25 protein-coding genes and 1 pseudogene are annotated in these 22,587 nt (G+C 62.5%); 12 read left to right on the forward strand and 14 right to left on the reverse strand.

Annotated features, from left to right (window positions below; genetic code table 11):
• Positions 1-40 precede the first annotated feature (40 nt).
• From B5D62_RS22140 to B5D62_RS22165, 6 genes are all read right to left on the reverse strand, one after another.
• A complete protein-coding gene (locus B5D62_RS22140) occupies positions 41-700 on the reverse strand; it encodes a hypothetical protein (RefSeq protein ID WP_085936122.1) in 660 nt (219 codons plus the stop codon).
• A gap of 25 nt (positions 701-725) precedes the next feature.
• A complete protein-coding gene (locus B5D62_RS22145; protein WP_085936123.1) occupies positions 726-1,445 on the reverse strand; it encodes a cytochrome c biogenesis CcdA family protein in 720 nt (239 codons plus the stop codon).
• 9 nt (positions 1,446-1,454) lie between these two features.
• Entirely contained in the window at positions 1,455-1,847 is a 393-nt protein-coding gene (locus B5D62_RS22150) for a thioredoxin family protein (protein ID WP_085936124.1), read from the reverse strand.
• Positions 1,848-1,986: 139 nt separating this feature from the next.
• Positions 1,987-2,265 (reverse strand): nitrate/nitrite transporter NrtS, encoded by a 279-nt coding sequence (gene nrtS, locus B5D62_RS34190; RefSeq protein ID WP_085936125.1) that lies wholly within the window; start codon positions 2,263-2,265, stop codon positions 1,987-1,989.
• Positions 2,258-2,914 carry an NrsF family protein gene (locus B5D62_RS22160; RefSeq protein ID WP_085936126.1) on the reverse strand — a complete coding sequence of 219 codons (657 nt, stop codon included), beginning with the start codon at positions 2,912-2,914 and terminating at the stop codon, positions 2,258-2,260. The genes nrtS and B5D62_RS22160 overlap by 8 nt, the downstream gene beginning before the upstream one ends.
• A 2-nt stretch (positions 2,915-2,916) precedes the next feature.
• Entirely contained in the window at positions 2,917-3,558 is a 642-nt protein-coding gene (locus B5D62_RS22165; protein ID WP_336470169.1) for a sigma-70 family RNA polymerase sigma factor, read from the reverse strand.
• A gap of 292 nt (positions 3,559-3,850) precedes the next feature.
• On the opposite strand from B5D62_RS22165, the gene B5D62_RS22170 reads away from it, so the two are divergent.
• From B5D62_RS22170 to B5D62_RS22180, 3 genes are all read left to right on the forward strand, one after another.
• Positions 3,851-4,972, forward strand: coding sequence for an alkylhydroperoxidase-related (seleno)protein (locus B5D62_RS22170; RefSeq protein WP_269435118.1), 1,122 nt, complete (start codon positions 3,851-3,853; stop codon positions 4,970-4,972).
• A gap of 41 nt (positions 4,973-5,013) precedes the next feature.
• Positions 5,014-5,631, forward strand: a complete 618-nt coding sequence (locus tag B5D62_RS22175) for a carboxymuconolactone decarboxylase family protein (protein ID WP_085936129.1) — start codon at positions 5,014-5,016, stop codon at positions 5,629-5,631.
• Between the two features lie 76 nt (positions 5,632-5,707).
• The gene (locus tag B5D62_RS22180; RefSeq protein ID WP_085936130.1) at positions 5,708-6,406 is read left to right on the forward strand and encodes a haloacid dehalogenase type II; all 699 of its coding nucleotides are present in this window, start codon (positions 5,708-5,710) and stop codon (positions 6,404-6,406) included.
• Positions 6,407-6,422: 16 nt separating this feature from the next.
• Here the strand turns inward: B5D62_RS22180 and B5D62_RS22185 are convergent, their stop codons facing one another.
• The 5 genes and pseudogenes from B5D62_RS22185 to B5D62_RS22205 all read right to left on the reverse strand — a co-directional run.
• Complete coding sequence (locus B5D62_RS22185; protein WP_170921070.1) at positions 6,423-7,217, reverse strand: HvfC/BufC N-terminal domain-containing protein; 795 nt, start codon at positions 7,215-7,217, stop codon at positions 6,423-6,425.
• Positions 7,218-7,219: 2 nt separating this feature from the next.
• Positions 7,220-8,047 carry an MNIO family bufferin maturase gene (gene bufB / locus B5D62_RS22190; RefSeq protein ID WP_085936132.1) on the reverse strand — a complete coding sequence of 276 codons (828 nt, stop codon included), beginning with the start codon at positions 8,045-8,047 and terminating at the stop codon, positions 7,220-7,222.
• A gap of 78 nt (positions 8,048-8,125) precedes the next feature.
• Entirely contained in the window at positions 8,126-8,359 is a 234-nt protein-coding gene (bufA2, locus tag B5D62_RS22195) for a BufA2 family periplasmic bufferin-type metallophore (protein ID WP_085936133.1), read from the reverse strand.
• A 317-nt stretch (positions 8,360-8,676) separates the two neighbouring features.
• Positions 8,677-9,153, reverse strand: a complete 477-nt coding sequence (locus tag B5D62_RS22200; protein ID WP_085936134.1) for a DoxX family protein — start codon at positions 9,151-9,153, stop codon at positions 8,677-8,679.
• Between the two features lie 204 nt (positions 9,154-9,357).
• Positions 9,358-9,699 (reverse strand): annotated as a pseudogene (locus tag B5D62_RS22205) (redoxin domain-containing protein); the annotation flags it as partial.
• A 290-nt stretch (positions 9,700-9,989) separates the two neighbouring features.
• Between B5D62_RS22205 and B5D62_RS22210 the strand changes: the two are divergent.
• A complete protein-coding gene (locus B5D62_RS22210) occupies positions 9,990-11,354 on the forward strand; it encodes a patatin-like phospholipase family protein (RefSeq protein ID WP_139374018.1) in 1,365 nt (454 codons plus the stop codon).
• Between the two features lie 93 nt (positions 11,355-11,447).
• Here B5D62_RS22210 and B5D62_RS22215 read toward each other — a convergent pair whose 3' ends face one another.
• Positions 11,448-12,839, reverse strand: coding sequence for an MFS transporter (locus tag B5D62_RS22215; protein WP_085936137.1), 1,392 nt, complete (start codon positions 12,837-12,839; stop codon positions 11,448-11,450).
• Between the two features lie 223 nt (positions 12,840-13,062).
• Here B5D62_RS22215 and B5D62_RS22220 point away from each other — a divergent pair, with 223 nt between their 5' ends.
• From B5D62_RS22220 to B5D62_RS22250, 7 genes are all read left to right on the forward strand, one after another.
• A complete protein-coding gene (locus B5D62_RS22220) occupies positions 13,063-14,883 on the forward strand; it encodes a radical SAM protein (protein WP_085936138.1) in 1,821 nt (606 codons plus the stop codon).
• A 93-nt stretch (positions 14,884-14,976) separates the two neighbouring features.
• On the forward strand, positions 14,977-16,407 hold the full coding sequence (locus B5D62_RS22225; RefSeq protein WP_231714896.1) for a dihydrolipoyl dehydrogenase family protein: 1,431 nt from the start codon (positions 14,977-14,979) through the stop codon (positions 16,405-16,407).
• Entirely contained in the window at positions 16,404-17,114 is a 711-nt protein-coding gene (locus B5D62_RS22230) for a TVP38/TMEM64 family protein (protein ID WP_218191214.1), read from the forward strand. Before B5D62_RS22225 ends, B5D62_RS22230 begins: the two co-directional genes overlap by 4 nt.
• Positions 17,111-17,776 (forward strand): TIGR04283 family arsenosugar biosynthesis glycosyltransferase, encoded by a 666-nt coding sequence (locus tag B5D62_RS22235; RefSeq protein WP_085936256.1) that lies wholly within the window; start codon positions 17,111-17,113, stop codon positions 17,774-17,776. Before B5D62_RS22230 ends, B5D62_RS22235 begins: the two co-directional genes overlap by 4 nt.
• Positions 17,777-17,892: 116 nt before the next feature.
• A complete protein-coding gene (locus tag B5D62_RS22240; protein WP_231714907.1) occupies positions 17,893-18,372 on the forward strand; it encodes a TIGR04282 family arsenosugar biosynthesis glycosyltransferase in 480 nt (159 codons plus the stop codon).
• Complete coding sequence (locus tag B5D62_RS22245; RefSeq protein ID WP_085936142.1) at positions 18,369-18,929, forward strand: carboxymuconolactone decarboxylase family protein; 561 nt, start codon at positions 18,369-18,371, stop codon at positions 18,927-18,929. The genes B5D62_RS22240 and B5D62_RS22245 overlap by 4 nt, the downstream gene beginning before the upstream one ends.
• A 269-nt stretch (positions 18,930-19,198) precedes the next feature.
• Positions 19,199-20,560, forward strand: coding sequence for an adenylate/guanylate cyclase domain-containing protein (locus tag B5D62_RS22250; protein WP_170921071.1), 1,362 nt, complete (start codon positions 19,199-19,201; stop codon positions 20,558-20,560).
• 159 nt (positions 20,561-20,719) lie between these two features.
• Here B5D62_RS22250 and B5D62_RS22255 read toward each other — a convergent pair whose 3' ends face one another.
• Together B5D62_RS22255 and B5D62_RS32990 are read right to left on the reverse strand one after the other, a co-directional pair.
• Positions 20,720-21,199: a MerR family transcriptional regulator gene (locus tag B5D62_RS22255; RefSeq protein ID WP_231714897.1), complete on the reverse strand. Its 480-nt coding sequence runs from the start codon at positions 21,197-21,199 to the stop codon at positions 20,720-20,722.
• A 116-nt stretch (positions 21,200-21,315) separates the two neighbouring features.
• A complete protein-coding gene (locus tag B5D62_RS32990) occupies positions 21,316-21,708 on the reverse strand; it encodes a hypothetical protein (protein ID WP_139374019.1) in 393 nt (130 codons plus the stop codon).
• Positions 21,709-21,953: 245 nt separating this feature from the next.
• Between B5D62_RS32990 and B5D62_RS22260 the strand changes: the two genes are divergently transcribed.
• Positions 21,954-22,343 (forward strand): hypothetical protein, encoded by a 390-nt coding sequence (locus tag B5D62_RS22260; protein WP_085936144.1) that lies wholly within the window; start codon positions 21,954-21,956, stop codon positions 22,341-22,343.
• Positions 22,344-22,587 lie beyond the last annotated feature (244 nt).

A 22,587-nucleotide genomic window follows, 5' to 3' on the forward strand; every position in this document is an offset into this window, starting at 1 on the left:
TTTGATACGATGGGCACTGCTCCCTCGAGCTCGCCCCTAGCTACTTCGGTCGGGCGATCAGCTGATGATGGGCATCTACTCCGATATGGCCGCGCTCCAGCCCGTGTGCCTGGCTATCGCTGTGATAGACGAGAAGGACGGCGTTGTCGTGCGTCGGAACGTGTGTGAGCTGCAGCGAGATGGCGGCTTTTCCATCAGGGCCCGCGGTGAAGGAGTTGGTCTGCCCCGAACCGTCCATTGGGGTGAAGCCAACCGGCTTCTGATCGAAGTGGTTCTCGAACAGGCTATAGGTTGCATTCGCCTTCAGTCCCGAAAACGTCGCTTCGAGCCGGATATGCCCGGCCTGCGAGAGGATCGTCACCGTGCCCTTGGCAGCGAGCCAGGTCTGCAGATCGAAGCCGAGCGGCTGGCCCTCGGCCGTGAACAGGGGAGAAGAGCCGGTGTCCTCAGCGATGATTGGTGGCCTGACGCCGGCAGCATGCTTGATGCCCTGCGGACCCACGGCCTCGGCTGCCTTCGGATCGCGAATGAACACCTGGGGATCGAGTGTTTTCGGCTGCTTGGTCTCGCCGGAGAAGAAGGTGGCATGGGTAACAAAATCCATCTTCAGCGGAGTCTCTGCCAGCGAGACCGCCGGACCTCCGAAAAGCACGACCACAGTTGTACACAGGGCGGCCAGTCGACTCTTCAAACTGCTCATCTTTCACCTTCAGCAAGTAGAGGGGCTAGAAACGTGTCGTCAAAGATGTGAGCCAGCCCGGCGAAATGTCGACCAGGAAGGCTTCGACCTTTCTGTCGAAAGCGGTGAGGACGAGAAGGCCGAGCACCAGAAGGAGTACGCCGAGCGCGTTCTTGGCGCCTGCGCCGGTCGCGACCAGGCGACCTCGAACGCGGAGCAGCGTCTCCCGGGACAGCATTCCCAATAGCAGTAGCGGAAGCGCCGCGCCGATCCCGAAGATCAGCATCGTCACCGCCACCTGCAGGAGATTCTCGCCTCGAGCCGCGAGTACCGATGCCGCGCCAAGTGTCGGCCCGGCACACGGCGCCCACACGATCCCGAGCAGAAGTCCGACCAGGAATTGTCCCGAGAGACCGGCCTTCGAACTTCCGCCGAAGCGGCTTTCGGCCCAACTGCCGACTGGGCCGGATGCCATAGCGAGGCCCGCCTGGAATTTCGGGATCAGCAGGACCAGACCGATTGCGATCAACAGGATCGCCCCGCCGCTTCGGAAAACCCCGGCATCGAGGCCGATCGCGAAGCCCACAGTGGCGACGAACAGACCGACGGCTGTAAACGACAGCGCGAGCCCTGAGGCAAGAGCGGCTGGTCCGAGCCTGTGCTCGGTCAGCGCTGCGCCGAGCACTAGGGGGATCAGAGGCACCACGCAGGGCGACAAGGTCGACAAGACGCCGGCGAAAAAGGCCAAGCTAACGGTCGCGAGCATGACCGCTCTCTAGAGTGCCTTCTCAAGAAGGCTCTCGATCGACGATTTCTTTGTCTCTCCCGATGACCGCGCGATCTCCTTCGCGCCTTTGAAGACGATCAGCGTGCTTTGCACAAACACACCAAACTTGTGCAGGACGTCCTCTTGAGTGTCGAAATCGACGTGAAAAACGACCAGATCCTTGAACTTCGGCTGCTGAGCGAGGTCGGACAGGATCACCTTTTGGGCTTTGCACGTCGGACACCAGGGTGCCGTGACGTCGATCAGAATTGGCTTTCCCGCCTCCTGGGCTGCGGCGAATTCCCGGGCATTGAAGGGCGCCGGTTCGAAGGCAAGAGCCGGCATCGCCGAAAAGCCGATCGCCGGTATGACAGCCGCCAGGAGAAAACGCCGACCGACCATGTGTGCCTCTCGTCTGCTGCTCGAACAGTCCCGTCGCGGGATCGCGGGGTTCGATCGGGAATTCGGACGAAACGGGCAGCAGGTTACATGGAAAATTTGTCCATCTCGCCGCACCCCCAGAGCGTCATCCGACCCGACGTCACTCGGACCTCTCTTGGGAAACCCGGTGCGTCGCCCTCAGCCGGTAGGCGACAGCGCCGTAGGTCGCGACGCAGTAGGGAACGAGGAAAGTCAACGCCAGCTTCGTGAAGTCGAGGTGTCCCGTGCCCATCAATGCATCCCCCTGGTTGATCAGGTTCAGGATGCTGCCGACGACCGCTGCCACGGCGAATGACCGACGCGGGACACCATCGCCGACGCAGAAATGCCAAATAAGGCCGAGCCGAGGCATAAGTGGCTGACGTCGCTGCTCAACCATCCCGGGAGTGGCGCCATCTTACCAGCCGCGGGCCAAGCAGGGCGCTCACGGCGGTCAGCAGGGCGACACTTCCGACCTGCCACACGATGACCATCACGCGAGCATCTTGTTGATGGAACAAACGAAGGCCGAAGTCGGCCAGCGCGGCGGCGGCAAGGCCGCCCAGCCCGACCGAAAGCACGGGCGCAAGCGGAGCACGGCGATGGAGCATCAGCGCCATGGCTGCCCCCGGGACCAAGCCGATCATGATGATGCCCGGCAGACAGGCCCAGTCTGACCGCAATATCAGCCCGCCCGGACCGGACTCCATCTCGTGCAGGCAACCGGCGCCGAGGGTACCGAGCCAGATCAGCAAAGGCAGGACCGGAACCCAACGCTCCCAATGAGGGCGTCCTGGCACACCGGCGCAGAGCGCAGCCATAGCTGCCGTAACCGCCACCATCAGAGCCGCTGCTTCTTCGAGCATCCAACCTGGCTCAGCGAGCTTAAGGGCCAAGTCCGGCCGAAGGCCCATCTGCATCACGACGAAGGCAACCCACGGAGCTGAGAGCGCAAGCCAAATGATCAACCCAATCACCGGCGGCTTCAGCCGACGGACCGGAGTCCTGACGTCTGCGGCCAATGCATTGATGAGGTCTTCCGTCTTCATGGTCAGTGCTTTTTGAGGCCAAGGCGCAGGGCCTTCATGGCCCGATGCATCGACGTCTTTAGCGCCGCGACCGACATTCCGCTGACCGCCGAGGCCTCTTTGAGTGACATCTCCTTGATCCTCAACAGTTCTACGGCCTTCCGTTGGCCGTGCGGGAGGTCTGCAAGCGCCCGCGACAACATTTCAGAATCCGCCATTTGATCTACTGGTTCCTTCGTTTCATCGCTTGAAATGGTTTCAGGCAGAATCTCGACGGCTACTTCGCCTCTCGAGCGTCGCACTTGCCGGCGCTGGGCATCGGCTAGCCGGTTTCGCGCGATGGCCGACAACCAGGGCAGGAACGGCCGCCCCGGATCGTAGGTATGGCGAACCTGATGCAGCGACAGCAGCACATCCTGGACGATGTCCTCGACGTCTTCCGAGCCCGTCCACCGCCCCGAGACCATACGCCGGACAAGCGGCGACGCCGCCGTCAGCAACCGCGCGTAGGCGGCCGCATCGCCCTCCTGCGACAGGCGCATGAGTGTCGCCAGTTCGGATACGTCTGTTCGAGTATCGGCCACAGCGAATCGTAACGGCCGTCTGTACCGGCCGCTACCTCCTTGTGGTAAGCCTCTACGCTTCTTGAATGAAACTGGCAGCACGCATTCCGGCGGTGCCGGATTGTCGAAGATCAGTTGAGTTCCGGCAGACCGATCCCGGCTTGTCTCAATGTCTTTTCGAGGGTCGGCGTTTGACGAACGGCCGCGCCAGCCTCATGGGTCAATCGGCTTGATCCGCTCGACAATCGGCCGCACCAGCCCTTGGTCGCCGTCCGGAATCGCCCTGCATTTTTTGGTAACCTTTGACTTCCCCCGAGCGAATGGTGAAGCGGTGGCATTTGCTCGATGCATGCCAGAGGCGGACGATATTGTTCGAAGCGACGGGAGGGGAGCCGTGGAGATACATGCGGGAATACCGACGGCCGAGATCGAGATTCGCCCTGACTTGTCCCATGTCCTCGATGCCGCCTGGGCCAGGATCGGCGCACCGGGGACCTGGTGGAACGCTGCCGAACGTGTCGCCATTGCCGCAGAGACGCGGCAGGCCGTGCACTGCGACTTCTGCCGCGCGCGTCGAGAGGCAGTCTCGGCCTCCATGGTGTCCGGACGGCACGACAACGCCGTGGGCCTGCCGTCGCCTGCGATCGAAGCGATCCATCGCATTCGCACCGATCCCGGCCGGCTTGGGCGCGGCTGGTACGATTCGGTCATAACGGCGGGTCTGTCGGAAGAGTGCTATGTCGAGATGGTGTCGGTAATTGCAGTCGTGGTCGCGAACGACACGTTTCGGCGAGCCGCCGGCTTGCCGGCTCTTGCCCTGCCACGTGCACTCCCGGGCGAGGCCACGCGCCGCCGTCCGGCCGGGGCCAAGCCTGGCCTGGCCTGGATGCCGACGCTCGCGCCTGAGGACAGGACAGCCGATGACCCGGATCTTTATCAAGACCATCCCGGGCCGCGACAGCGCGGCGGCGGCAACGTGCACCGAGCGCTCAGCCTCGTGCCGGACTCGATGCTTCACTGGTGGGACATGTTCGAGATCATGTACCTGCCGGCCGCCGCGATGCGCGATTTCACCCGTGAATATCGCGCCATATCGCACGCCCAGATCGAGATGCTGGCCGCCAGGGTCGCCGCCCTCAACCAGTGTATCTATTGAACGGCCAGCCATGCGGCCCTGCTCCGTGCGAGCGGCAAACACGGCGAGGCGCAATACGGCTTCGCGGGAATCGTCGACGGCACGACACACACCGGCGTCGTTCGGGAAAAGGAACTGCTCGCCTTCGCCGACGCCGCATTTGCTGAAAATGCAAAGTCGCTCGCTGCGGCGCGCGAGGCGCTCGTCCACGCATTGGGCGTCGCCGCCATGGTCGATGCAGCGGCCGTCATTGCCGGCTTCGATGGCATCACCCGGATCGCCGATGCGACGGGCATTCCGCTCGAACCACCCAAGGCGGAGCAGACCGCGGACCTCCGGGCGACATTGCAGCTCGACGCGTTCCAATCCGCGAAGTGGTGACGTCGAGCCGTCCAGGCGGTAACCCTCATGGAGATTATTTTATGACAGTGAGCGATCGAAGCTGCAGCACGGCCCACATTGCCCCGTTGGAGGACGCCGAACTGGTGAGTGTCCACGACGTCATCGATCTTGCGCGAAAGTTCAGCGGCTACGTGCCGACCAGCATGCGCATCATGGCCCGCAAGCCCGCGCTCCTGCGCGCGTTCAGCGCCCTTATCAGCGCCGTGATGCGGGAACCCGGGGAGATCCCGGCGGACCTGAAATGGCTGATCGCTCACTCGGTGAGCGCCAGCGCGGGATGTCGCTACTGCCAAGCGCATACCGCCGCCAATTCAGCCAAGGCCGGGCTTCCCGTGGCGAAGATCGAGGCGCTAATGGAATACGAGTCCAGTGCGCTCTATTCGGCGGGAGAGCGGGCGGTCATCGCCCTTGCACTGGCCGCGGGCCGGGTTCCGAACGAGACGACGCGCGCACATTTCGACACCTTGCGGGCGCATTTCAGCGAAGGCGGCATCGTCGAGGTCGTCGCGGTGATTTCTTTGTTCGGTTGGCTCAACAGGTGGAACGACACCTTCGCCAGCGATCTGGAGCAGAGCCCAATGGAATTCGCCAAGGCCCATCTTGGCGCATCGGGTTGGTCGCCCGGAAAGCACGGCTAGTCGGGCGGCCGACGCGCCGGAACAGGACGGTCCTCTTTCGACTCTTGCAAGCGATCAGCAGCGAGGTTTCTTCGTCATGACAGGAACGCACGATGACAGGCTGACCGGGATTCGCGCCTGTGTATTTGATGCCTATGGCACTTTGTTCGACTTCGCGTCGGCGGCCGCTGGTTGCGCGGACGTCCTGGGCGACAAGACAAGCGCGCTGACCGCCTTGTGGCGCGACAAGCAGCTCCAGTACACTTGGCTGCGCACGCTTCAGGGTGCCCACGCCGACTTCTGGAGAGTGACGCGGGACGCGCTTGAGTATGCGCTGGACGCTCTCGACCTGCGCGACGCTGCCCTGCCGGACAGGCTCATGTCACTTTATTTGAATCTGCAGGCCTTTCCGGAGGTGCCCGAGACGCTTCGCAGGCTCAAGGCCGCCGGCATCAAGGCAGCAATCCTGTCCAACGGAACGCCGAAGATGCTCGATGCCGTGGTGTCAAACGCCGGTCTGGGCGACCTGTTCGATCACGTGATCTCGGTCGAAGCCGTGGGAGTATTCAAGACCGATCCAAGAGTCTATCAGCTGGCCGTCGATTGGCTGGGCGTGGCGCCTCGGGAGATAGCATTTCAGTCGTCCAATGCCTGGGATGCCTATGCCGCGTCCGCCTTCGGCATGCGCGTGGTGTGGTGCAATCGATATGGGCAGCGGCCCGAGCGCTTGCCCGGAAAACCCGACCAACAGGTGCGCACGCTTGCCGAACTCATCCCGATCCTCGGCCTGTCATAGCGGGCAAGACACTCGCTCAATGAGCGAACGTGGCAATCATTCCGGCCTCAACCCAGCCGCGCAACAGCGCGGCTGCGCGGGCCGGTGATTGCTCCTCGCCGACATGCGGCGCCAGCGCTTGGCAGAGATCGGGGAAGGGCCGTCCCTCGACCATTGCGGTAAGCATGGCTGCTTCGTCCGGCTCCATCGAGCGGAACTGCGTGGTGCGCTCGGGCCGCCAGATCACCCATGCCACTGAGTCCGATGTAGCGCCGACCTCTAGGTTGCCCGGCTCTACTTCTTCGCGTTTCTGCCAGCCCTGCGGCACTTCGTACGAAAGCGAGAGCCGGCGCAGGGAGGGCAGGGGGTTGAAGGCGAGCGTCTCCCACGCTTCCGCGGGCAGTGCCACAAGTTGTTCCGCAGCAAGCGGCTCGGCATCCGGCGCATCGAACGCTTCGCCCAGCGTCCATTCGAAACGCGCCATCTCCGCGGCTGCCGGCGACTTGATGTAGGGCTCCGTGCTCGCCAGAAAGTCCGCGAGATGCCGGCCGAACCAGCGCACCGAGCGATAGCGTGACGGATGGGCGGCAATATAGGCGCGCGCCATGTGATCGAAATCGGCCGGGCCGGCCATCGCCATCAGGCCCGGATAGTCCGCCGTGAGCACCTCAATCAAGCGCCATGCGTAAGCATCGCGATAGACGCCCAGCAGGGTAAGCCGGTCGGTCTTGCGTGTGTCGCGCACCGCACCAGAGAAGGAATCACTGGTGATTAGCAGATAGTCTTGAAAGGCGCGCTGCAGGCCTGCAAGCGAGCCGGTGTTCGCGCTCATATTCATGCCGCCTGCCTCGTCGCCTCGGCGGCGATTCGACGGGCGATGTCGAGCTCGGCGACCAGCTCGAGGTAGGGCGGGATGTCGGCATCGCGCTCGATCATAGTCGGCACGCCGGGGAAGAGCCGTACCGCCTCGGCGTAGAGGTCCCACACGTCGGCGATGATCGGATGATCGTGCGTGTCGATGATGTGCGTGCCTTTGTTGAGGTGCCCGGCGAGATGGAACTGCCGCACTCGCGCCCGCGGTATGGCGCGAAGGTAGGTGAGTGCATCAAACTCGTGATTGAAAGCGCTGACATAGACATTGTTGACGTCGAGCAGGACCTCGCAGTCGGCGCGACGGGTGAGCTCGGCGATGAAGTCCCACTCCGTGAGCTCGGAGGCGGCGTAGGTTACATAGCTCGACGCGTTCTCCAGCACCAGCCGCCGGTCGAGATAGTCCTGCACGCGCTTCACGCGCTCGGCGACATGGTCGAGCGCCTCCTCGGTGTAGGGAAGAGGCAACAGGTCGTGCATGTTGAGCCCACGCAGCCCCGTGAAGCAGAGATGGTCGGAGACCCACATCGGCTGCACGCGTTCGATTAGGCCCTTGAGGTCCTCGAGATAGCGCATGTCCAAGGGATCGGTCGAGCCGATCGACAGCGAGACGCCATGCAACGCCATCGGGTAGTCGCGCCGGATACGGTCGAGCCAGTAGAGCGGGGCGCCGCCCGGCACCATGTAGTTTTCGCTGATCGCCTCGAACCAGCTCACCTTGCCGGGGTTCGCGATGATGTCCTCGTAGTGGTCCGTGCGCAGCCCGAGGCCAAAATCGATGACGCTTTTCATGGTCAACCAACCACCCTCAAAAGACGGCGGGCATCGCCGATTGCTCGGGACACCCGCGCGCCTCCCGGTCCTGTGTCCTTACATGACCTTTCCACCCGCGGCGGCGCAGGCCTTGGCATCGGCCGTTTCGGCCCAGCCCTGCCCCTTGCAGGCGTTCTGGCCCTTGGCGGGCGACTGGCCGCCCTTGCAGGCGCTTTGGCCCTTGCAGGCATTGGCGCCCAGGCACTTCACGCCCTCAGCATGCGCCGCGGTGGCGAGCGTGCCGGCAGCGAAGATGGACGCGGCTGTGATCAAGAAAGTACGCTTGTTCATGAGGATCCTCCTGGTTGCGCGAGCGCGAGCTCGCTTCCTGCTATTCGGACGGGGTGGCTCGAAGGTTACGGTGCACCCGGGAAGTTTCGCTCGAGCGATGCCAAGTCCGATCGCTCACGAGATAGAGCACGCGCCATGTCGCACTACAGACCGGGGCTTGTCGTTGCTCCGAAAAAGGAAGGCGCCGTCGGGGTAGTGGGGGCAACCCGACGGCGCCAGCGGCCCAGTGCGGTCGGGGGACGTGCTGAGCCGATTTAAACGCCGGACTTTTGTGCGCTGCTCAAGTCTTCAAGACCTCATCAGCTGCCGGCTGTGTGTCACGCGCCATAGTCCGAGGCCGGCCGGTCGCCGCGGAATTTCTTCAGGATCAGATGGTCGAACGAAACCGGGCCGGGACCGGCGATACCGAGCCAGGCAAACATCACGAAGTAGGAAACCTCTTCGAAGCCCAGCAGGGTTTCGAGCGAATCGACGTCGGCCCATTTTGCCGAGATGATGGCGACAAGCATGATCGCCATCATGGGCACCGACATGAATCGGGTGAGCAGCCCAAGCAGCAGGAACAGGCCGCCCAGGAACTCCATCGCCGAGACGAACGGCGTGAGCACCTCGGGGAAAGGAATACCCCATCCCCTGAAGTTCTCGATCATGCGTGGCAGTACCTGCAGTTTCTCCCAGCCGCTCCACAGGAACACCCAGCCAACGACGATGCGGGCCGCAAGAGGTGCCAACCACGTGAAGTAGCTCGCGAAGACCCTCGACCAATCATAGAAGATCGTTATCAAACTGTTCATTGGGTAGGCCTCACGAGCATTGCGCCTGCCTCTCCACATTCGTGCGGACCATCGTCAAGGTTACAGGGCAGGACAGAGATCTTTGTCCCTGTCCGCCTGTCTTCGATGTCGAGAAGGCGAGCGGGAAGAGAGCGCCGAAGTCGGCATACCCGCCCGAGTCCGATGTTCTTCCCCAAGACTCCGAAACCGATCGTCTCTCACCCATCAGGCGCCGGACGTTCTGCGTTTCTCGTAGAAGCCGATCAGCGACACCATGTCGGCGGGCTCAACTCTGCCGATCGGCCCGGAACTGTAGGTCGACGAAACCACCTTGCCGTCAGCCCCGACGATGAATTCCGCGGGCTGGGCGAAGTTGCGCGTGGCTTCCCACCAGGCACCAATCGCGTCGGCCGTTTGGCGCGTAACGCCCCACGCCAGCGGATAGGTCAAGGACAACGACGCCGCCAGTTCGCGCGTCTTGTCTTCGGGATCCACGCTGGCGGCGATAACGCTCGCGTCCAGTTCCTTCAGCTTGTCGAGGTTACTTTGCAGGCCGGCCAACTGCCGGCGGCAGTAGGGTCACCAATGTCCTCGATAGAACAGGGCGATGCGATACCGCCCGTCCAGCTCGCTGGGAAAGCAAACCGACTTCCCGCCGACAAGCGTCAAGGAGAGTTCTGGAAAAGTGTCGCCAGCGTTCAGTCGGTTTGCCATGTCATTCTCCCAAGTCATGCCCCACCGTTGGCAGCATTGCCGAATTCCTCGGACGGTTGCGAAACGCAGGCCCTTCCGATGAACACAAGGATGGGGATCGCGCGACATGGTTGACGGCAGCGGCACAAATGTTCAAGTCGTGATTGAAGGCCGACGGCGAGTGCGAGCTAAATTCTTCCGGTCGGCGCGGCGGTCGTAACCTTTTGTCTGCTTCGAGCGAAAGAGAATCGGGGAGGCGTGCCACCACTGTCTCAGGAATTCGATATCTCGGTGATGGTCGCGGAGTCTTAGAACCGCAGCAGCATGATTCGGGGCCGGATAGGATGACCGATATCGGAGGAGAAGAGAGCCAAATGCATCCAGCGGCGGAAGCCGTCGCAAGCGAGCACGCGGATGAACGACCAGCCGCTCGCTTGGGTCAGGTCGCGCTCGTGTTGCAGGGCGGCGGTGCGCTGGGCGCCTATCAGGTCGGCGTCCTCCGCGCTCTCGAAGAAGCAGGATACTTGCCAGACTGGTTTGCGGGGACGTCGATCGGCGCCATCAACGCGGCGATCATGGCAGGGAACGCGCCTGAGCAGCGGCTCATCAGGCTCGGGAAGTTCTGGAACGGCATTTCCCGCATCGTTCCCTGGGGAGCGCCAGCCCAAGGGCCCCTTCGGCGCGCCTTCAACGCGTGGAGTGCCTGGCAGACTGCAGCTTTTGGTCAACCGGGGTTCTTTCGCTGGCGCGCGCCGGCTCCGTGGTTCCCGTCGCCAGATATCTCGGCGCTCAGCTATTACGTCGCCGATGCGCTGGGTCAGAAGCTCAAGGAGATCATCGACCTCGACCGCATCAACAGCGGCTCGGTGAGGCTCAGCCTCGGGGCGGTGAAGCTCACATCCGGACAGCAGATCTACTTCGACAGCCGAACCCAACGGATCGGTTACGAACATATCATGGCGAGCGCCGCGCTTCCTCCTGCCTTTCCGCCGGTCGAGATCGACGGGGAGTGGTATTGGGACGGCGGTATCGTGTCGAATACACCGCTCGACGTCGTCATCGATCAACGGCCCCGGCGCAGCACACTGTGTTTCATGGTCGATCTATTCGATGCCGAGGGGCCACTGCCACACACGATCGAGGACGTCAAAGCGCGCTACAAGGACATCGTCTATGCGAGTCGGTCGGGCCGCCGCATCGAGGCCCACCGCGCAAAGCACGATCTCCGCCGCGCGGTAATGGCGCTATGGGAGGCTCTGCCGCCGGAGCGGCAAAAGGATCCCCACCTCAACGCCTTGGCGGAACTCGGCTGCACCACGACCATGCACATCGTGCGCCTCGTGCACCACACCGAGCCAGAGGAGCTCTCGAGCAAGGATTACGACTTTTCCGAGATCGCAATCGGAGAGCGAATAGCCGCCGGCTACCGCGATGCCAAAGCGATGCTGGAGAAAGAGCCGTGGCTCGATCCCGTCCCGCCCGACATCGGCGTCGTGATTCATGAATTGCCGACAAGAGAGCTGCGCTAGCAGCCAGTGAGGGTCGGTGCTTCGTTTTCGCGGCACAACCAAAGGCAAGTTCCGGTTTGGGCGTCGAAACCGCTCAATGTTTTCAGAAACCGCCTAGTCAGCTGCGAGCCCTTCGAGCGGTCGGTTCTTGCCTTCGGTACCCCAGATCGTCCAGGGGATCATTGCCACGACTCCGATAAGCCAGAAGGACGCGAGGAGCCCAAATGCGGCGGCTATCGTCATGTGGTGCGCCACACCAACAAGCAGCGGTGGCGATATGGCGGCGCCGATCCGCCCGAACCCGACGGAGAAGCCGATCCCCGTGGCCCGCATGCGTGTCGGGAAGAGTTCTGAAAAGGTCGGATAGGCCGCGATCCAGCTCCCGGTCGCACAGAGATTGGCCAAGGTGAAGGCGACGAGAACGCCGGCCGTGCTTTCGGTAAGCGTCGCACTGCCTAAAGCGATCATGGACGCAGCCGCAAGGAGGTAAAAAACGGTGACCGTGATCTTGCGTCCGGCCTTGTCGAGGATGGCGGCAGCAATGAGGCCGCCGAAAGCAGCGCCGAGATTGCCGATGATGAAAAACCACGGAACCATCTCGTCGCCCACGTGAAGGTGGGGCAGCACAACCAAGGGCAGAAGCGCGAAGAGTCCGTAGTAACCGGCTGCCTCCGAGAAATCGAGCAGGCAGCCGAGCGCCAGCCTGCCAAAGTGACGGCCGGCGAGCTCGCGCAGTTGAGCGATGAAGCCGAGAGTTCTCGCGGCGGGCTTCTCAGCCGGCAAAAGCGCAGTGACGCTCTCTCCGGCGATCTCAGCTGACACGGCCGCGGCTGCTTCGTGGTGTCCGTGCGCGGCAAGCCAATGCGGCGATTCAGGCAGTGCCTTGCGGGCCCAGATGCTGAAGAGTGCGATAACCGCCCCAAGCGCGAAAGCGAATCGCCAGCCGATCGATGCCGGCAACACGTTGATGAAGTAGAGCGTCAAGAGTCCGGCCAGGATCGAGCCAAGCGGCCAGAAATTCATCACGATGGCTCCTGCGCGGCCGCGATGGCGGGCTGGGATCAGTTCGCCAATGGCGGCATTTACTGCCGAGTACTCCGCACCGACACCGATTGCGGTAAGGAAGCGGAAGACCACAAAGAAATAGTATCCGGGTGACAGGGCGGACAACACGGTGAAGCCCGAATAAACCAGCAGCGTCAGAAGGAAAAGTCGTCGGCGGCCGAAGCGATCAGCGCAATACCCGAATAGCAGCGCGCCGACCAGGATGCCGACGAGCCAGGCCGAGACAAGCAGGGAAGTCTGCTCTGCCGTCGTATGCCACAATTTCTGCAACACACCGAGGACGCTTCCCACAATGTTGACCTCAAAGGCGTCCAGCATCCAGCCGAGCCCGAGCACGAGCGTGATGCGCGTATGGATCGGCCGCCAAGGCAAACGGTCCAGTACCGACAAGGCGGGCGAAGCCGCTGCATGCCCCTGATTGAAATTATCGCTGATCTTCATGGGCAGTCTCGGATCCGTGATGGCGTTAAATCTCTGGGGCTTGCGTCCTTATTCGTCACCACACGTTGCAAAGTTACCGATCCGGCCGAATCGTCGCGGCCATGAAACCTTTCTGCCCTGTCCAACGAATCAGCTTAGAGAAATCACGTTACCAGGGTTGGTTCGAGTGTCGGTGATCATGCACGGCGACGTCCGCCTCGAAGAGACAGCCAGAACAGCGGCAATGAGGGCAGGGAAGGGGGCGTTTTCGCTGCTTGCGGCGGCAAGCCCTGTGCTCGTGTTCGGCGGTTGCTACAGCAACCTCGAAGCGACCCAGGCCCTTCGCGCTAAGGCCGCGCGACTGGGCATCAGGCCCGAGCACACGATCTGCACTGGCGACGTCGTCGCCTATTGCGCCGATGCGCGGGAAACCGTGGCGCTCATTCGCGACTGGGGCATTCACGTGGTGAAGGGCAACTGCGAGGAATCGCTCGGGTCGCAGAAAGACGATTGCGGCTGTGGCTTCGCCGACGGCACGGCGTGCGACCAACTGTCCGCCGCCTGGTACGCCCATGCCAATGCGGAAATTACCGACGAGCAGCGGGAATGGATGAGGACGCTGCCGCGGCGGATCGACCTCCTGCTGGGCGGCCGTCGCGTGGCGGTCGTGCATGGATCGGTCGACAGCATCAATCGCTTCGTCTTCGCCTCCACACCCTGGTCCGAGAAGGAGCGGCAAATCGCACTCGCGGCTTGCGATGGGGTTATCGGCGGCCATTGCGGCATTCCCTTCACCCACGCTGTCGAAGGCAAGCTTTGGCACAATGCGGGGGCGATCGGTATCCCGGCGAACGACGGCACGCCCAGAGGTTGGTACAGCCTCCTCATTCCGACCGACGGCGGCATCCAGATTCGCACCGAGGCGCTCGACTACGACGCCCCGTCCGCTGCGGCCAAGGTGCGTAGGCGCGGCCTTCCCGAGGGATACGCCGCTGCGCTGGAGACGGGACTGTGGCCGAGTTGCGATGTGTTGCCGGCTGCGGAACTGCGCGTGCGGGGGCGGGCGATACCCGCGGGCGCCACGATTTGGAACGGCGCCTCCGCCTCCTGGCCGGCAATGGTCGTGGAGGCCCATCCAGCGGGCGTGAAGTTCGGTGATCCCGAGATCACACTCTCCCGCGAAAGGCGCGCGAGCGTGCAGCTCAAGACGCTCGAGACCCTCTGGTTCAACACCGGCACCCTCTGCAATCTTGCGTGCGAGAATTGCTATATCGAATCGACTCCGAAGAACGATCGCCTGGTGTATCTGACCCGAGCGGAAGTGAGGCGGTTTCTCGCAGAGGCCGCGGGCCGCGATCCCCGACCGGTCGAGATCGGGTTCACCGGCGGCGAGCCATTCATGAATCCCGACATCCTGGGCATGATCGAAGACAGTCTCGCCGGCGGTTTCACGGTGCTTGTGCTGACGAACGCCATGCGCCCCATGCAGCGACATCTTAAGCCGCTGCGCGATCTCAACCGACGCTTCCCAGGTCAGCTCGCGCTCCGGGTGTCATTGGATCACTATGACCAAGAAGGCCACGAGCAGCTGAGGGGATCCTTTACGTGGGAGAAGACAATCGAAGGTCTGCTATGGCTTGCAGGGAACGGCTTTGACCTATCCGTTGCCGGCCGCACGGTGTGGCGAGAGCCCGAAGCGGCAACGCGTGCTGGCTACCGCGCCTTGTTCACCGAGCTCGGGGTCGCCATCGATGCCGAGGATCCCCTTCGTCTGGTGCTCTTCCCCGAGATGACTGCGAACGATGACGTTCCCGAGATCACCGAGCAGTGCTGGGGCACTCTTGGGAAGAGCCCGGAGGCCGTCATGTGCGCCAACTCCCGCATGGTCGTGAAGCGCAAAGGCGCGGATCAGCCGTGCGTCGTCTCCTGCACGTTGCTGCCTTATGACAGCGCCTTCGAGCTTGGCGCGACGCTCGCTGATGCGGCCCGGCCGGTGAAACTCAATCACCGCTATTGCGCCCAATTTTGCGTCCTTGGCGGCGCGTCTTGCAGCGCCCACCGGTGAGCCCCGCGATTTCGGGCGACCGGCAGCGGGTCCGCGCGCCAAGTGCCTCCGACAGGAGCCGCAACGCACTAATTATTGAGGAGTGCTGAGTCCGTGGGCAGCCAGATCCTCGAAGGCGATATATGCGTAGTGGGCGGCGGGTCGGCCGGCCTGTCGGTGGCTGCCGGCGCGACGCAGATGGGAGCGCGAACGATCCTGATCGAAGCTGGCCGCATGGGAGGCGAATGCCTCAATAGCGGCTGCGTTCCCTCGAAATCATTGCTTGCCTGCGCCAAGGCAGCAAAGGTCGTTCGAGAAGCAGCCCGATACGGATTGAGCGTGTCCGAACCGCGCGTCGACTTCTCGCTTGTTCACGACTATGTCCAGCGAGTCATCCGCGCGATCGCACCGCACGATTCGGTTGAGCGTTTCACCGCGCTCGGCTGCACTGTCGTGAAGGGATATGCCCATTTTATCGACGATCGGACGGTCGAAGCGGCCGGCCGGCATATACGGGCCCGGCGCTTCGTCATTGCGACCGGCAGCCGACCTGCGATTCCGCCGATCCCGGGTCTGGATACTGTTCCCTACTTCACGAACGAGACGCTCTTCGACAACACTTGCCTCCCCGACCACCTCATCATCGTTGGCGCGGGTCCCATCGGGTGCGAAATGGCGCAGGCACACCGAAGGTTGGGTTCGAAGGTGACGGTCCTCGACCTTGGACCGATGCTCCCCAAAGACGATCCCGAAGCCGCCGCGGTCGTGCGCCGGACCTTGACCGTCGAGGGTGTGGCACTGATCGAGAACGTAAAGATCGTGCGGATCGAGCAACGCGATCGAGGCGTGAGGGTGATCGTCCACGAAGCAGGAAATGAAAACGCTATCGACGGCTCGCACTTGCTCGTCGCGGCCGGCCGCATACCCAATTTCGACGACCTCGACCTCAAGACTGCGGGGGTCCGCTTCGGCGCCAAAGGCATCGACGTCGACCGACGTCTCAGGACCACCAATCGACGGATCTACGCAGCAGGCGACGTTGTCGGCGGCTACCAGTTCACCCATGTTGCGGCTTATCACGCAGGCATCATCCTGCGTAACGCCCTATTCCGGTTTCCGGCCAAGACCGACCTTCGCGCGCTCCCCTGGGTGACCTACACCGACCCGGAGCTTGCCCAAGTCGGCATGACGGAGGCGGAGGCTCGGCACGCTCTCGGAACAGGCTTCCGTGTGCTGCGTGCCGACTTCACCGAGAGCGACCGGGCGCAGACCGAGGGAGCGACCGACGGCTTCGTCAAGGCAATCGTCTCACGGCGAGGTTACGTGGTTGGCGCAACGATCGTGGGCCAGCGGGCCGGCGAGCTATTGATGCCATGGGCGCTGGCAATCGCGCAGCGATCGCGCATAGGCAGCCTTACCGGCATAATTGCCGCCTATCCGACGCTCAGCGAGCTCAGCAAGCGCGCGGCCGGCACCTTCTACGCGCCGATGCTCTTCAGCCGGCGAACCCGGGCTGTCGTCCGATTTTTGGGAATGTTCGGTTGAGCAATTCAGTCACCTTGAAGAAAATGGTGCCGCTACTGGTCGTCGCGGCCCTCTTCATCGCCTTCTTTGCTCTGGGCTTCGATCACTACCTGACCCTGGACAGCCTTCACGACAACGAAGCCGGGCTTCGCGCTCTTGTTGCCCGCCGTCCGCTACTGTCCGCTGCGGCGTTTATCTTGACCTATACAATTGCCGTCGGACTGTCGCTGCCAGGCGGAGCGATCTTGACCATGACCGGAGGCTTTCTCTTCGGTCTTTGGATCGGAGCGGGGCTCAGTGTGGCAGGCGCCACGTCAGGTGCCATCGTCATCTTCTTGGTCGCGCGCCTGGCTGTCGGCGACCTGCTTCGGGCGAGAGCCGGTCCCTTCATGGCGCGCATGGCAGAAGGATTCGAGAAGAACGCCTTCAACTACCTTCTGCTCTTGCGCTTGGTACCTGTGTTCCCGTTCTGGGTGGTGAACCTTGTTCCGGCCTTGTTGGGGATGAACACCAGATCCTATGTTGCCGCGACGGCGATCGGGATCATCCCGGCTACCCTGGCCTTTGCGGCCGTCGGAGATGGATTGGGATTGTATTTCAGCGCTGGATCGCGGGTCCCGCTGAGCGAGGTCTTCACTCCAGAAATGATCTCTCTGCGGCTCGGTCTGGCTCTCTTAGCGCTACTGCCGATGGTCGCCCGGTGGGCAATGAGGCGGTGGCGGCGATGAGCCTCTCCGTGGTCATCCCGACTCTCAATGCCGCAGACCGGCTGAGAGGGACGCTGCAGGCCCTCGGCGTTGTCGACGACCTCGTCGTGGTCGACGGCGCCTCGACCGACGACACTATCGAGGTAGCAAAAGCTTTCGCCGCTCGCGTAGTCGCAGCGCCTGCGGGCCGCGGCCATCAGCTCATGGCAGGTGCGGCCGTGGCGAGGGGGCCGTGGCTGCTGTTCCTGCACGCCGACACCCAATTGGCTCCGGGCTGGCGCGCCGAGGTAGATAAATTCGTGGCCGAGCCCTGCAATTCGGCGAGGGCCGCGGTTTTTCGCTTCGCGCTCGACGACAGATCATGGCAAGCGCGGCTCCTCGAAAAAGCCGTCTCCTGGCGTGTCCGGATCTTCGGCTTGCCCTACGGCGATCAGGGTCTGCTCATCCGTCGCGACTTCTATCGGTCGTTAGGCGGGTTTCCGGCGTGGCCGCTGATGGAGGATGTTCACCTGGTCCGCCGGATCGGCCGCAATCGGCTGACCATTCTTCCGGCGGCGGCTCATACCTCCGCCGAGCGCTGGCGCCGAGGCGGCTGGATCAGGCGTACTCTGCGGAACTTCGCTTGCCTGTCGCTGTATTTCCTGGGTGTTCCGCCTCGGCTCATCTTCAAGGTTTATGACTGACGATGCACCGGCTGCAACATCTCGTGATCTTCTCGAGATATCCCCAACTTGGGGCGGGAAAGCGGCGGCTCGCCAAGGACATCGGAGCCGTTGGCGCGCTTCGCTTCCAACGACTGATGGTTTCGCGGATCGTGCGGCGCCTGGCTCACGACAGGCGATGGACGACCTGGCTCGGAATCACCCCGGACCGATCGGGACCCTGGCCGCGCGGCCTTCCTACCATACCGCAAGGCCGCGGCGACCTCGGGCAGCGAATGGTATCCGTTGCTAGAAAGCTGCCGCCTGGACCTGTCGTCATCGTGGGCAGCGACATTCCAGGCATCTCACCGGCTGACATTTCCGACGCTTTCCGAGTGTTGGGCGCAAATGACGCGGTGTTCGGGCCGGCCACCGACGGCGGCTACTGGCTTGTCGGCCTGCGCCGTCGCCCGCACTTCATCGATCCCTTCGCGAACGTCCGCTGGTCGAGCAAGCACGCCCTTGCCGACACCGTGGCGAACCTCGCCGGCAAGGAGGTTGCTATGCTGCGCGCGCTTTGCGATGTCGACGACGGCGCCTCCTGGCACCGTCATATTTCGAGAGAGGTTCCGCCATGACCGCGGTAACGGCCAAGCCGCTCGGAAGTTATCCTTGGTTCATCCGCCTGTTCTTCTGGAAACAGCGACGAACCTATGGGCGCGTTCTCGAGCCGGGCCTCCTGTGGGGCCGCTCGCCATGGGTCTTCGCAAGCGTCGCCGTGCTGTACGGCGCCCTCGATCGACGCACGTCGCCGCTTGCGCCGGCGCTGCGCTCGCTGGTTACCGTGCGTGTCTCGCAGATCAATCACTGTGCGTTCTGCGTTGATATCAATTCCGCGACGCTCGCTAAACGTGGCGTCCCTCTCGAGAAGATCGACGCCCTCTCCGCCTGGCGGGACAGCTCCGCCTTCGACAGCGAGGAGCGGCTGGCGCTCGAATACGCCGAAGCCATGACGCTCAATCGGGTCGATGACCATCTCAGGTCAAGCCTGAAAGCGCACTGGAACGAGGACACGATTGTGGAGCTAACGGGTCTCATCGCTTTTCAGAACCTCTCCTCGAAGTTCAATGCGGCGCTTGACGTTCCTGCCCAAGGATTCTGTCGCCTGCCCCAAGCGACCACTGCTCCAATATAGAGCGACTCAACGGAGATCTCGCGCCACCATCAAGGCTGCTAAACGCCCTAGGCGGGTATTCCCATATTTGATGAAGCGACAGCGAAGAATACTTCGCGATGGCCGTAACCTATCTGGCACGGGGAGCGAATCTTCAAGTAAGCGGAGGACACCTACCCGTCTTCGGCAAGGAGGTCGCCATTCCCGCAACTCGCGCAGGATCATCGATCGTCAGCCCGGTTGGCGGCGGCCTGCTGAAGCGCGCAGCGGCGAGGGTTGCCGACCTCGCCTTGGACAAGCAGACGAAAGCCACTCTCTCGGAGCGAGTCCGCCGTCGCATCGAGCAAGAGCAGGCTGAGAGCGAAATCATTATTGGCTGGATCCAGGCGGGGGCAATCGTCTTCTTCGGCGCGCTCTACGCGATCTCCCCGAAGGCCTTCCCGCCAGGGACGCGGTTTGAACCCGTGCCCTGGACGCTTGCGATCTACGCGGTGTTCACGGCTGTACGTCTCGTCCTCGCCTATCGAGGGCGCTTGAGCGACGGCTTCGTCACGATCTCGACCGTTGTCGACGTTGCCGTTCTCATGATCGCGATCTGGAGCTTCCACCTTCAGTACCAGGCGCCGCCCGCGCTTTACCTCAAAGCGCCGACGCTCATGTATGTCTTCATCTTCATCGCCCTGCGAACGCTAAGGTTCGAGCCCCGCTACGTGCTGATTGCCGGCGGGTGCGGCGCGGCCGGATGGCTTGTGCTGGTTCTCCTCGCGACGGTGGGGTCGAGCGGCACGGCACCGACTTTCACGCACAGCTATGTCGACTACGCAACGTCGTACCGGATCCTTCGCGGTGCGGAGATCGACAAGATCGTTTCGATCGTAATGGTCACTGCCATCCTCGGTCTTTCGCTGGTCCGCGCCCGCAAGCTTCTGGTCAATTCCGTCGCGGACGCCATAGCGGCAACCGATCTGGCCCGCTTCTTTGCGCCGGAGGTAGCGGCACGGCTCCGCCGCGGCGAGGTCGATCCGGCTGCCGGCCAAGGGGTACGTCGCGAGGCAGGAATTCTGGCGATCGACATGCGCGGCTTCACGGCGCTGTCCCATCGCATGTCACCGACAGATCTTATTGCTCTTCTAGGGGAATACCACTCGCGCTTGGTGCCCATCATTCAACGCCATCGCGGCAGTGTCGACAAATACCTGGGCGACGGAATACTCGCGAGCTTTGGTGCCGTCGCACCGACTCCGACTTACGCCGCTGATCTTTGTCGTGCCATCGAACAGCTGATGGTGACCGCAGAGCATTGGCGATTGGAGCGCCAGACACGCGGGCTGCCCACGCCTGCTATCGGCATGGCAGGCGCGACGGGCGAGGTGGTCTTCGGCATCGTGGGCGACGAATCCAGGCTTGAGTACACGGTGGTCGGCGAGGTCGTGAACATCGCCGCCAAGCTTGAGAAACTGACAAAACACGAAGGGGTTCCAACGCTGTTGACGCACGAAGCCTATGCGCTCGCGTTAGCACAGGGATATCGGCCACAAGCCAAACTCGAGGAGCAACGAGCGCGATCGATTGAGGGAGTGGCTCACCAGGTGGACCTGATCGCGGTCGTGACAGGAGCGTCGCAGCCGAACAACAACGGGCCGCGATCATGACGGTGTAGAAGGGGAATAGTGTGTCGCATTCGCGAAAAGCGGCAATGAGGGATAGCGACCAAAGCAGAACAGACGGCGGACCTGCGCACAGAGCTGAAAATTGACGAGTCCGAGGCCGCGAAAAGGTAGCCGTTTAGGCGGTCGTCAGGGCGGCACAGTCTATTTCTTCGAATGGCGCTTTCCCTGGCCGATGGAGGCGCCTGCCAATGGGAACGTTCGCGCATCGTATAAAGTATCGATGATCGGGCAGCGGGGAACCTCTCCGCCGCTGCACCGTGAGATCATGGCCTCCAGGACCCTCTTGAGCCGCCTCAGATCGGAAATCTTCCGATCGACTTCGTGCACATGTTCGATTGCCAAATGTTCGACCTGCTCGCAGGTATATTTGCCGCCGTCCACGAAACGCAGCAGTTCGCGAACCTCGTCTAGCGTGAAGCCAAGATCCCGGCTGCGCCGAATGAAGCTGAGGCGCTTTACTAGATCGGGGCCGTAGAGACGGTGCCCACCCTCGCTGCGCGGGGCCGGCGGCAACATGCCGATCTGCTCATAGTACCGGATCGTCTCGATGTTGCAGCCAGTGCGGGCGGCGAGGGCGCCTCGGGTCAATGACTTGCCGTCCTTTATTGCAGTACTCGCCAAGTGCCGCCTCCGACCTGTAGCTCTCACAGTTTATGTGGCGATTTCGCGCGGGACTGCAAGATGCTGCGCGCTCGCGCCGGCGGTATGGACTGCGCGAACCTTGTCAGCCGCAGCCCTCAACACCACTCACGGGCATAATCGAGGTCCGAGCACTCAGCCACCTCATCACTGCTCAAGGCGCTGGGAAGTGCTATGTTTGTCGAATGAGCGGTTTGGGAGGTCAGAAACCTGGCTGCTCGACTTGAGTGCGGACCATTGATGGCCTCAATTGTCAGAATGGCTGCGATGAGCAACAACGCCAGCAACCAGCTAACAACAAGGTCGCGCCAGAAGGCATCGTCGCCGTGGGTCCTAAAGTCGCGATGTCGGTCGCCTGCTCGTTTAGTTGCAAGCTGTCCAGAGGCCTGGAACGACCCGATTGTCCGTAGAGTTCGGCCGGAAAGACCACGCAGATGCTCCAGCCATGAGCCGAAGCCGTGCCCGTGAGAGATGTCGTAGTAGAATGCCATGAAACACCTGCCCTGCCGTTCGTGGCGAAAGACCTGAACGCTTTCGTCCAATTGGCGCTGATCGCGGACTTGGGGGCTGTGGCACTACAGGTTCAAGGCTCTGATCGAAGCCAGTGGTTACTTCAATGGAATGTGATTGTTGCGGAGTACTCGACAAAAAATATCGCGAGGCTCGTAACTTGTCCGGGATCGGGAGCGAATACCAACAGGGATGAGTCGAGGCCGCGCGTCCCGTCTCCGAGCGTGTGCGCCGTCGTATCGAACAACAACAAGCCAAGAGTGAGGTCATCATCGCCTGGGTACAGGCAGCCGCCGTCGTCTTCTTTGCGGTCGTCTACGCGATTTCCCCCAAGGCCTTGCCGCCGAAAACACGCTTTGAAGCCGTCCCTTGGACGCTCGCGATTTACGCCGGGTTCACGAGCATGCGCCTCGTTCTCGCCTACCACGGGCGCTTGAGTGACCGCTTCGTCACGTTCTCGACCGTAATCGACGTCACTGTTCTGATCGTCACGATATGGAGCTTTCACCTTCAGTATCAGGCGCCACCGGCGCTCTATCTCAAGGCGCCGACGCTCATGTACGTCTTCATCGTGATAGCATTACGAACGCTCCGGTTTGAGCCCGCCACGTACTGATCGCCGGCGGCTGCGGCGCCGCCGGCTGGCTTGCGCTCGTTCTCTTTGCAACAATGGGGTCGGGGGACAGGGGGCCGATCTACACGCACAGCTACGTCAAACCGCAGTCACGCTGCCGAACTTTGTCGTGCTATTGAGCAGTTGACGGTGACGGCGCAGCGCTCGCGATCGGAGCGTCAGACGCTCGGGCTACCCACGCCGAATATCGGCATGGCCGGTGCGACTGAGGAAGTCGTTTGTGGCA

This window comes from Enhydrobacter aerosaccus (assembly GCF_900167455.1).
Lineage (GTDB): Bacteria > Pseudomonadota > Alphaproteobacteria > Reyranellales > Reyranellaceae > Reyranella > Reyranella aerosaccus.

Coding starts and splice junctions, on each gene's coding strand:
- bufB (WP_085936132.1), bottom strand. CDS start 8,047: ATGAAAAGCGTCATCGATTTTGGCCTCGGGCTGCGCACGGACCACTAC.
- B5D62_RS22180 (WP_085936130.1), top strand. CDS start 5,708: ATGACAGGAACGCACGATGACAGGCTGACCGGGATTCGCGCCTGTGTA.
- bufA2 (WP_085936133.1), bottom strand. CDS start 8,359: ATGAACAAGCGTACTTTCTTGATCACAGCCGCGTCCATCTTCGCTGCC.
- B5D62_RS22160 (WP_085936126.1), bottom strand. CDS start 2,914: ATGAAGACGGAAGACCTCATCAATGCATTGGCCGCAGACGTCAGGACT.
- B5D62_RS32990 (WP_139374019.1), bottom strand. CDS start 21,708: ATGGCATTCTACTACGACATCTCTCACGGGCACGGCTTCGGCTCATGG.
- B5D62_RS22220 (WP_085936138.1), top strand. CDS start 13,063: ATGAGGGCAGGGAAGGGGGCGTTTTCGCTGCTTGCGGCGGCAAGCCCT.
- B5D62_RS22200 (WP_085936134.1), bottom strand. CDS start 9,153: ATGAACAGTTTGATAACGATCTTCTATGATTGGTCGAGGGTCTTCGCG.
- nrtS (WP_085936125.1), bottom strand. CDS start 2,265: ATGGTTGAGCAGCGACGTCAGCCACTTATGCCTCGGCTCGGCCTTATT.
- B5D62_RS22235 (WP_085936256.1), top strand. CDS start 17,111: ATGAGCCTCTCCGTGGTCATCCCGACTCTCAATGCCGCAGACCGGCTG.
- B5D62_RS22245 (WP_085936142.1), top strand. CDS start 18,369: ATGACCGCGGTAACGGCCAAGCCGCTCGGAAGTTATCCTTGGTTCATC.
- B5D62_RS22240 (WP_231714907.1), top strand. CDS start 17,893: ATGGTTTCGCGGATCGTGCGGCGCCTGGCTCACGACAGGCGATGGACG.
- B5D62_RS22215 (WP_085936137.1), bottom strand. CDS start 12,839: ATGAAGATCAGCGATAATTTCAATCAGGGGCATGCAGCGGCTTCGCCC.
- B5D62_RS22140 (WP_085936122.1), bottom strand. CDS start 700: ATGAGCAGTTTGAAGAGTCGACTGGCCGCCCTGTGTACAACTGTGGTC.
- B5D62_RS22185 (WP_170921070.1), bottom strand. CDS start 7,217: ATGAGCGCGAACACCGGCTCGCTTGCAGGCCTGCAGCGCGCCTTTCAA.
- B5D62_RS22145 (WP_085936123.1), bottom strand. CDS start 1,445: ATGCTCGCGACCGTTAGCTTGGCCTTTTTCGCCGGCGTCTTGTCGACC.
- B5D62_RS22175 (WP_085936129.1), top strand. CDS start 5,014: ATGACAGTGAGCGATCGAAGCTGCAGCACGGCCCACATTGCCCCGTTG.
- B5D62_RS22150 (WP_085936124.1), bottom strand. CDS start 1,847: ATGGTCGGTCGGCGTTTTCTCCTGGCGGCTGTCATACCGGCGATCGGC.